The organism is Desulfamplus magnetovallimortis, from assembly GCF_900170035.1.
In the GTDB taxonomy this organism is placed as follows: domain Bacteria; phylum Desulfobacterota; class Desulfobacteria; order Desulfobacterales; family Desulfobacteraceae; genus Desulfamplus; species Desulfamplus magnetovallimortis.
In genome coordinates this window covers 16,028-22,992 of the sequence record NZ_LT828569.1, presented here as the reverse complement: position 1 = coordinate 22,992, position 6,965 = coordinate 16,028, and the positions used below count along the sequence as shown (strand labels likewise).

Sequence of the window (6,965 nt, the reverse complement as noted above, 5' to 3'; positions counted from 1 at the left end):
ATAGTGATACAAAGCAATTCTGCTGTTGCTCTTACCTTCTATGAAAATTGGTTTGGGAAGTGAATTGTCAATCATTGTTACTGAACCATATCCTTCATTCAGGGTGATAATCATCAAATGCACTATTCCAGTCGATACTTACCAATTCGATCGTTGTGCAAACTACCGAGATAAAGGTAGCCACCGTATTCTCTAACGGAGGTGACTTCCTTGAGGTGTTTTCCAGTTGGATCATGGAGACTTTGAGTGATTTTGCCCTGTTCATCAAGTGCTATCACCAATCCATATGGTTTGGGTTTGGGCCAAAAAATCTTTGGTAATTTCGACATCTGATCTTTAAGGAAAGGAAACGGATGAAGTGCATCTGCAATCGGATTCCTTATCGTAAATAAAGCGACCCAGAAACGTCCGTTGCGGTTACTTGAAATATTGTCTGGGAACCCAGGCAAATTATCAATGAAGATTTCTTTATTTCCTTTGTCAATACCTTTTCCCAGTAGAATTGCCTCTTTTAATAGAGTGTTTGGTGTCATCACACCGTTTAAAGGCGGTGCTGGAGGGTGAGAATATGCGATTGAATCAACTGGAGTAGATTGAAAAAAGAAATAAAATATCAAAAAAGCAATAATGATGATGATTCCAAGAATTATCTTCTTCATTTATAACCTCTTAATTGGTAGTGGCGTTAATCAAATAAAGATCACACCTCTTCAAATTCAAAATCAGAAAGATGAAATACCCAATTGTCAATGGATAACAGTTTAACCCCCTTGCTGCCATCAATAGGAACGAAAGCGTCTTTATCTTGAAATAATTTCACAACACCGGAAAGAGTACAGTCAATGGAAGCTGTGATAAGTTGAGTGGACATCTGCTTCAGGTATGCTTGAATAACATCTCCATTCTCTTCATCTAATAACTTTTGACCATCTGAAAAGGAACGCAATTGTTTTTCAATGGATTCTTTTGTCTCTTGACTATCACTGATTTCAAGAAGTGCATCCCACCAGTCAAATACGATTTGATATTGTTTTGTGCTCATGATTTCCCCTACTTTAAAATTCAATTATAGTAATTTCGGGTCTGCATAGCAATCTTACAGGAACAGCAAACGTGCCAATTCCAGGATTTACATAGAGGGTTCCTGCTTTTGCTGAATAAAGTCCTTTATCATATTTTTCTACACCATATGGTACTTTCAATGCTCCCAATATTGGTAAACGAACTTGCCCACCATGGGAGTGTCCTGCTAAAAATCAAGTCATATTTTTCATTCTCTATCTGATCTATGATTGCCGGATAATGACATAATAACAACCTTTTTTGAAATGATTTGTCAGCCTCTTTTATCTGCTTGTATGTTTCATGAGCCAACCCTGTGATATAAAGGTCTTTGAATTTTGTATTTTGATCTACAAGCCATAGCCCACCTGTTGTTTCTAAAGAACTGTTGATGCTTTCAAATGACACTCCACTCCAGTAATCATGATTCCCTGGTACCCCAAAGAGAGGACAATTGATCTTCTCTAAAATATTCAATGCCTGATTCAACTTCTCTTTTTCATCTACAAGGTCACCCGTAAAGCATACAAAATCTGGAGATAGATTATTGATTATGCTAACAATTTTTTTCAAATATGATTCATCACCATGAAAATGAATGTCAGTTATATGTACTAAACGATACTGTGGTTTTAAAGACAATTTTATATTTTTAACAAGAAGCCAGTGGGGTTCAATCAAAAAAGCATAAACAGATAACAAAAACATAAAAGTATAAAATATTATACGGAGTTTATGTTGTTTTATTGTCACTGAAAATTTCATGGTTTGGTTTTTATTCTTTTAAGAATTTATAATTTATCCAAAGCTGTATTTTTGTTGCAGTAGTTCCAATGTCTTTTGATTCACGTTAAGATTTTTAAGATCATCAGCAGATACCCAGGCTGCATCATCGGCATCATCACCTGGAATTACATCTCCATCAAGATACTCTGCTTCCATATCCACAATATAATAATGAAATTTAACGGCACCTTTTTCATCATACTCAATAGATTCGAAAGAGTATACTGGCTCACCTGCTTTGATTGTGATACCTGTTTCTTCAAGCACCTCTCTTTGGGCAGCTTGATTGAGAGTCTCCCCCAGCTTCACACTTCCTCCAGGGATAGCCCATATACCTTTTGCCGGTGCGTTTCCTCTTTTCACCAACAGTATTTCCTGGTCTTTGAAGACAACTGCTCCAACGGCAAGTTTTGGTTGATTGGGGTATGCTTTACTGCTTTCAATGCTTTCGGTCATATTGTTTCTCGATAAAATCTACACTTTAGTTATTTCTTTACTCAACATCACCATAAACTTCTTCATATCTTTCTTTGAGAGATTCATAATGTCCATATGAATCAGTTGTAGTGCTTCCTCTTCATGTGTTCTCCATTTTGATATGGTTTGGATATAGCAAAAGTTGAATCCATCAGATTGACTATATTGACCATTTGATCTATATCCTTTCAAGTACCCCCTTGTCCAATAAAATTGTATAAGAATGATTAGCAAAATAAAAGACAGATACTATTGAATAAAATTTATATACCAGATAATAGCACTGAACTCCGATGCCCACTTTATCTATCAACTGTTGAAGCTGGTTTTCCTTCTCCAGCGGAAGATTACGTGGAAGGAAGTCTTGATCTGAACGAGTATTTGATTAAGCACCCAGCAGCAACATTTTTTATTCGAGTGAGTGGTGACTCCATGATCAACGCCGCTATCTTTCCTGGAGATATTTTGATTGTGGATCGATCTCTTGAGCCTGTTGATAAAAAAATTGTGATTGCAGTACTGGATGGGGAATTAACAGTAAAAAGATTGAGATACAGGGCTGGCATTCCTTCACTCGAACCGGAAAATGACAATTACAGTCCAATCAGAATATCAGAAGAGATGTCATTTGAAATTTGGGGTGTTGTCACCAACGTGATTCATAAGGTGTGATCAATGCCAGTTTTTGCTTTAGCGGATTGCAACAATTTCTACGTTTCCTGTGAGAGGGTCTTTAACCCCAAACTCGAAAGTCAGCCTGTCATCGTTCTATCCAACAATGACGGATGTACTGTGGCCCGCTCCAATGAAGTAAAAGCTATTGGTGTCCCTTTTGGTGCTCCCCACTTCAAGATCAAACACCTGATTGAGATATATAAAATCCAGGTCTTTTCCTCCAACTATTCTTTGTATGGAGATATGTCCAATCGAGTGATGAAAACCTTGGCGACATTTACTCCAAACATTGAGATTTACTCAATTGATGAAGCATTTCTTGATCTCACCAACTATGTATTTACCGACCTGACCACATATTCTCGAAATATCAGAAGCACAGTAAAGCAACACACCGGAATCCCCATCTCCATAGGCATAGCCACTTCCAAGACGTTGGCAAAAGTAGCAAATAGAATCGCTAAGAAATCAGTGAAAGCAGATGGTATTTTAGATCTGACATCCCCCAAATATCAGGATAAAGCTTTGGAAATCACTCCGATAGAGGATGTTTGGGGAATTGGAAGGCGATATGCCGCATACTTTACTATCAGAGGAATCAAGACTGCTCTGGATTTCAAATATGCAGATAGCAATTGGATAAAGAAAAAAATGGGCATCAACGGTGTTATAATGCAAAAAGAACTCTGTGGTGAATCCTGCTACACCTTGGATGACAATCCTTCAAAACAAAAATCGATCTCTTCATCAAGATCATTCAAGCAGCCGGTGACAGAGTTTGAACCCCTATCTGAAGCAGTGTCAACTTATGTTGCCAGAGCAGCAGAAAAACTCAGAAAACAGGGAAGCTACACAGAAACCATCACCGTCTATGTGACCACCAATCGATTCAAACCAGAAGAGTTTTATTTCAATTCAAAGACACTGCCTTTCACCATTGCTACCAACTACACCCCAGAGATGATCAAGAAAGGCAAAGAGGCTTTAAAACGAATCTTTATTCCTGGAAAACAGTACACTAAAGCTGGAGTGGTACTGTCCAATTTGGTCCGGGATGGACACTTTCAATATGATCTATTTTATACGCCACCACACCCCATGTCTGAAGAGATAATGGAAACACTGGATTCAGTAAACTTCAGGATGGGAAGGAACTGTTTAAGATATGCATCCATGGGGCTCCAGAAGAGACAAGAACAGTGGAAAACGGCATTCAAATTCCGTTCACCTGCTTATACCACTGATTGGAATCTACTGTTGACTGTATCATAATCCTACGCATCTGATATCGCCTGGCAAAGTAATTCTTCAACAGCATGCTCTGTTAAAATGTTTTGCAAGCGTTCAACATTATTGTTACTTGGGTCTAACCATTCTTTATAGAATTTAGGTTCGAGAATTATCGGCATTCGGTTGTGAATCTTTTTGATAGAGTTTACCGCATCTTTAGTGATGATAGTGCATGAATGGTGGGTCTTATTCCAGGTATCCCACAGTCCAGCAAATGCGAATGGCTCTTTTGAAGGGAGTTGAAAAAGAAATTTGGTTTTTCTTGAATCTGTTTCTGATATTTTTTTCCATTCATAATACCCATTAGAAATGACAAGGCAACGTCGGTAGAGAAACGATTCTCGAAAACTTGGTTTACCTGAAAGAGTCTCTACTCTTGCATTGATCAAAGGACGCTTGGGTTTTATCTTTGACCAACGTGGAATCAATCCCCAATGCAGTAATCCAAGCCTTGTTTCAGATTTATACATGATGATGACTGGGATTCCTTCTGATGGATAAAGGTCTTTCCTTGGGATTAGTTCACAAGTGATGTGATCAATGGAAAAATGTCGTTCTACTTCTTCTAAGGGAGACTCTTGAGCAAATCGACCGCACATATTAATCCTATTAATTTAAATGGAGATGATAATTATTCCACTATTGACTATTGCCGTGGGAGAACGAAAATAAAAAAGTTCCATTTATGAATACTTTCTTCGATAATGATTATCTAACTTTTCTTAGCAAACCATAACAGGCTCCAACAAAACCACCAAATATATGACTAAATTGGGATATGCTGTCTGCTTTGATTATCGAAACCACTTCTCCTCCAATGAATAGAATTGCAACCAGAATAAATGTCAGAGGAATTTCTCCAGATTTAATATTAGAAAATGAACTGAGAAGAATCAGCATAAAGGCAATACCGCTGCCACCGATAAGAGAACTTGAAAACAGAAGAGCATTTAATATTGCTGTGCTAATGGCTGTAATGCATATCATTTCCAGAAGATTAGAAGAGCCAACCTTTTCCTCTAACAATGGCCCCACAAGTAAAATGAGAGTAAGATTACCCATTAGGTGAGACCAACTGGCATGACCAAAAATATAAGCTATAGATCTCAAGTAAAACAATGGATTTGATAATGAAATATTGGAAGGAGAAGTAAACCATTGTCCCATTAAACTGTTACTGGAAAATAACAATGCAGCAAGACTTATTAAAGAATAACTAAGAATGATTGGTGAATTATATTTTATCTTCACACTTCAGTATCCTTTATTCATAAATTTTGTTTACAAGATAAATTTGCACCTACAGATTCAGTCATCCTTTTTAACAGAATCCTGCTTTTTGACAAGCATCTGAAACCATATCGAATCTGTAATTGCTCCTAAGACTATTTATTTCACCTATGGCTGGGTAAAGATTATACATATCTGATTGCATATAGCGATACGTCATACTTGTTTTGTCAGCACATCTTTTGCACTTGAATTCTTTTACCGTGAAAATGGATACAAATTTTCATATTAGGGATGAGCCGAAAATCGACCATGGTGGTTAATTATAACATTTTGAAATGATTGATAGGTTTGTTTTTCACGATTTTTGTGAAACTATTATATGTTAGTTAGCGGTAGTTCTTTAGAATCTTTTATTTCTCTTAAAGAGATGCTTGTCTTTATGGAGGTAACTCCGGGAAGCCTGCGAATAACTTTTCTTAATAATTTTTCATATGTATCTAAGTTTTTTGTTACTATCTGCAATAGATAGTCCGCATCTCCTGTTATATTATGACATGAAAGAATCTCAGGAATCTCTTTAACTGCCTGTTCAAACTGATATAGGGAATCATCAGTATGTCTTTCAGAAAAAACTTGAACAAAAGCAAGTATATCAAAACCCAACAGATAGCGATTCAGGTTTGCGTGATATCCTTTAATAATACCGTGCTCTTCCAGTCTTTTAAGGCGACGCCAACACGGTGTTTCACTTAAATTAAGGGAATTTGCTATTTTTACATTTGTTGCACGACCATCTTTTTGTAATAAGTTAAGTAGAGCGTAATCAAAGTCATCAATCTCTGGTGTAGAAATATCTTTTTTCATATCTCCTCCTTTTTGAAAGAATCTTTCATTTTTATGGCAAATTATCAGAAATAAAGCAAGGACATTTCAACAATGGTGATGTATGCTTACTATAAATTAATATATTAACTTTTAAGTACCATATTTTTGAAGTTATATAGAGGCGGTTTTATAAATCAAGTTCGCTCGTCAAAAGGAAACAAATGACATTAGAAAGAAAAATTGCAAATATATTCAATTTAACGGAAAAAAATTGGATGAAACATGCAAACCCCATTAGTGTTTGGACGAGGTATTCTGTTCTACCACTTATAATTATTGCTTTTTGGAGCAGGATTTGGATTGGTTGCTGGTGTCTGCTTCCTGGGGTACTGTCTGCTCTTTGGATGTTTTTTAACCCTATTGTTTTTCAAAAACCAAAATCAACTAAAAATTGGGCTTCAAAGGCGGTTCTTGGTGAACGTATCTATTTAAATAGAGATAAGGTGAAAATTCCAGACCACCACAATGTGCCTTTGTACTAAATTCTACACTCTCTTTCTTCAACAGGATTGATTTTAGTTTATAAGAAAGTCCCCGTCTTTTTAAGGCTCCAAAGG

The 6,965-nt window shown here is 36.6% G+C and carries 11 protein-coding genes; 3 read left to right on the top strand and 8 right to left on the bottom strand.

Features of this window, described 5'->3' with window-relative positions; genetic code table 11:
* Positions 1-122: 122 nt before the first annotated feature.
* The 4 genes from MTBBW1_RS29275 to MTBBW1_RS26085 form a co-directional block, all read right to left on the bottom strand.
* Positions 123-659: a hypothetical protein gene (locus MTBBW1_RS29275; RefSeq protein ID WP_222424183.1), complete on the bottom strand. Its 537-nt coding sequence runs from the start codon at positions 657-659 to the stop codon at positions 123-125.
* A gap of 41 nt (positions 660-700) precedes the next feature.
* Positions 701-1,042, bottom strand: coding sequence for a DUF2528 family protein (locus MTBBW1_RS26095; protein ID WP_080809623.1), 342 nt, complete (start codon positions 1,040-1,042; stop codon positions 701-703).
* A gap of 128 nt (positions 1,043-1,170) precedes the next feature.
* Positions 1,171-1,770 carry a metallophosphoesterase gene (locus MTBBW1_RS26090; RefSeq protein ID WP_281255698.1) on the bottom strand — a complete coding sequence of 200 codons (600 nt, stop codon included), beginning with the start codon at positions 1,768-1,770 and terminating at the stop codon, positions 1,171-1,173.
* Between the two features lie 90 nt (positions 1,771-1,860).
* Positions 1,861-2,304: an NUDIX hydrolase gene (locus tag MTBBW1_RS26085; protein WP_080809619.1), complete on the bottom strand. Its 444-nt coding sequence runs from the start codon at positions 2,302-2,304 to the stop codon at positions 1,861-1,863.
* Between the two features lie 273 nt (positions 2,305-2,577).
* Here MTBBW1_RS26085 and MTBBW1_RS26075 point away from each other — a divergent pair, with 273 nt between their 5' ends.
* Positions 2,578-2,997, top strand: a complete 420-nt coding sequence (locus MTBBW1_RS26075; protein ID WP_080809614.1) for a LexA family protein — start codon at positions 2,578-2,580, stop codon at positions 2,995-2,997.
* 3 nt (positions 2,998-3,000) lie between these two features.
* Positions 3,001-4,272 carry a Y-family DNA polymerase gene (locus MTBBW1_RS26070; protein ID WP_080809609.1) on the top strand — a complete coding sequence of 424 codons (1,272 nt, stop codon included), beginning with the start codon at positions 3,001-3,003 and terminating at the stop codon, positions 4,270-4,272.
* Positions 4,273-4,274: 2 nt separating this feature from the next.
* Here MTBBW1_RS26070 and MTBBW1_RS26065 read toward each other — a convergent pair whose 3' ends face one another.
* From MTBBW1_RS26065 to MTBBW1_RS26055, 4 genes are all read right to left on the bottom strand, one after another.
* On the bottom strand, positions 4,275-4,889 hold the full coding sequence (locus MTBBW1_RS26065) for an SOS response-associated peptidase (protein ID WP_080809605.1): 615 nt from the start codon (positions 4,887-4,889) through the stop codon (positions 4,275-4,277).
* A gap of 109 nt (positions 4,890-4,998) precedes the next feature.
* The gene (locus MTBBW1_RS26060; RefSeq protein ID WP_245809570.1) at positions 4,999-5,541 is read right to left on the bottom strand and encodes a rhomboid family intramembrane serine protease; all 543 of its coding nucleotides are present in this window, start codon (positions 5,539-5,541) and stop codon (positions 4,999-5,001) included.
* Positions 5,542-5,611: 70 nt separating this feature from the next.
* Complete coding sequence (locus MTBBW1_RS28015; RefSeq protein WP_281255697.1) at positions 5,612-5,725, bottom strand: endonuclease; 114 nt, start codon at positions 5,723-5,725, stop codon at positions 5,612-5,614.
* A gap of 173 nt (positions 5,726-5,898) precedes the next feature.
* Complete coding sequence (locus tag MTBBW1_RS26055; RefSeq protein ID WP_080809602.1) at positions 5,899-6,387, bottom strand: Lrp/AsnC family transcriptional regulator; 489 nt, start codon at positions 6,385-6,387, stop codon at positions 5,899-5,901.
* 182 nt (positions 6,388-6,569) lie between these two features.
* On the opposite strand from MTBBW1_RS26055, the gene MTBBW1_RS26050 reads away from it, so the two are divergent.
* Positions 6,570-6,890: a DUF6653 family protein gene (locus MTBBW1_RS26050; RefSeq protein WP_080809599.1), complete on the top strand. Its 321-nt coding sequence runs from the start codon at positions 6,570-6,572 to the stop codon at positions 6,888-6,890.
* Positions 6,891-6,965: the final 75 nt, after the last annotated feature.

What these genes read in the sequence shown, in the direction of transcription:
- MTBBW1_RS29275 (WP_222424183.1), bottom strand. Translation starts at nt 659, where the DNA reads ATGAAGAAGATAATTCTTGGAATCATCATCATTATTGCTTTTTTGATA.
- MTBBW1_RS26095 (WP_080809623.1), bottom strand. Translation starts at nt 1,042, where the DNA reads ATGAGCACAAAACAATATCAAATCGTATTTGACTGGTGGGATGCACTT.
- MTBBW1_RS26090 (WP_281255698.1), bottom strand. Translation starts at nt 1,770, where the DNA reads ATGTTTTTGTTATCTGTTTATGCTTTTTTGATTGAACCCCACTGGCTT.
- MTBBW1_RS26085 (WP_080809619.1), bottom strand. Translation starts at nt 2,304, where the DNA reads ATGACCGAAAGCATTGAAAGCAGTAAAGCATACCCCAATCAACCAAAA.
- MTBBW1_RS26070 (WP_080809609.1), top strand. Translation starts at nt 3,001, where the DNA reads ATGCCAGTTTTTGCTTTAGCGGATTGCAACAATTTCTACGTTTCCTGT.
- MTBBW1_RS26065 (WP_080809605.1), bottom strand. Translation starts at nt 4,889, where the DNA reads ATGTGCGGTCGATTTGCTCAAGAGTCTCCCTTAGAAGAAGTAGAACGA.
- MTBBW1_RS28015 (WP_281255697.1), bottom strand. Translation starts at nt 5,725, where the DNA reads ATGCAATCAGATATGTATAATCTTTACCCAGCCATAGGTGAAATAAAT.
- MTBBW1_RS26055 (WP_080809602.1), bottom strand. Translation starts at nt 6,387, where the DNA reads ATGAAAAAAGATATTTCTACACCAGAGATTGATGACTTTGATTACGCT.
- MTBBW1_RS26050 (WP_080809599.1), top strand. Translation starts at nt 6,570, where the DNA reads ATGACATTAGAAAGAAAAATTGCAAATATATTCAATTTAACGGAAAAA.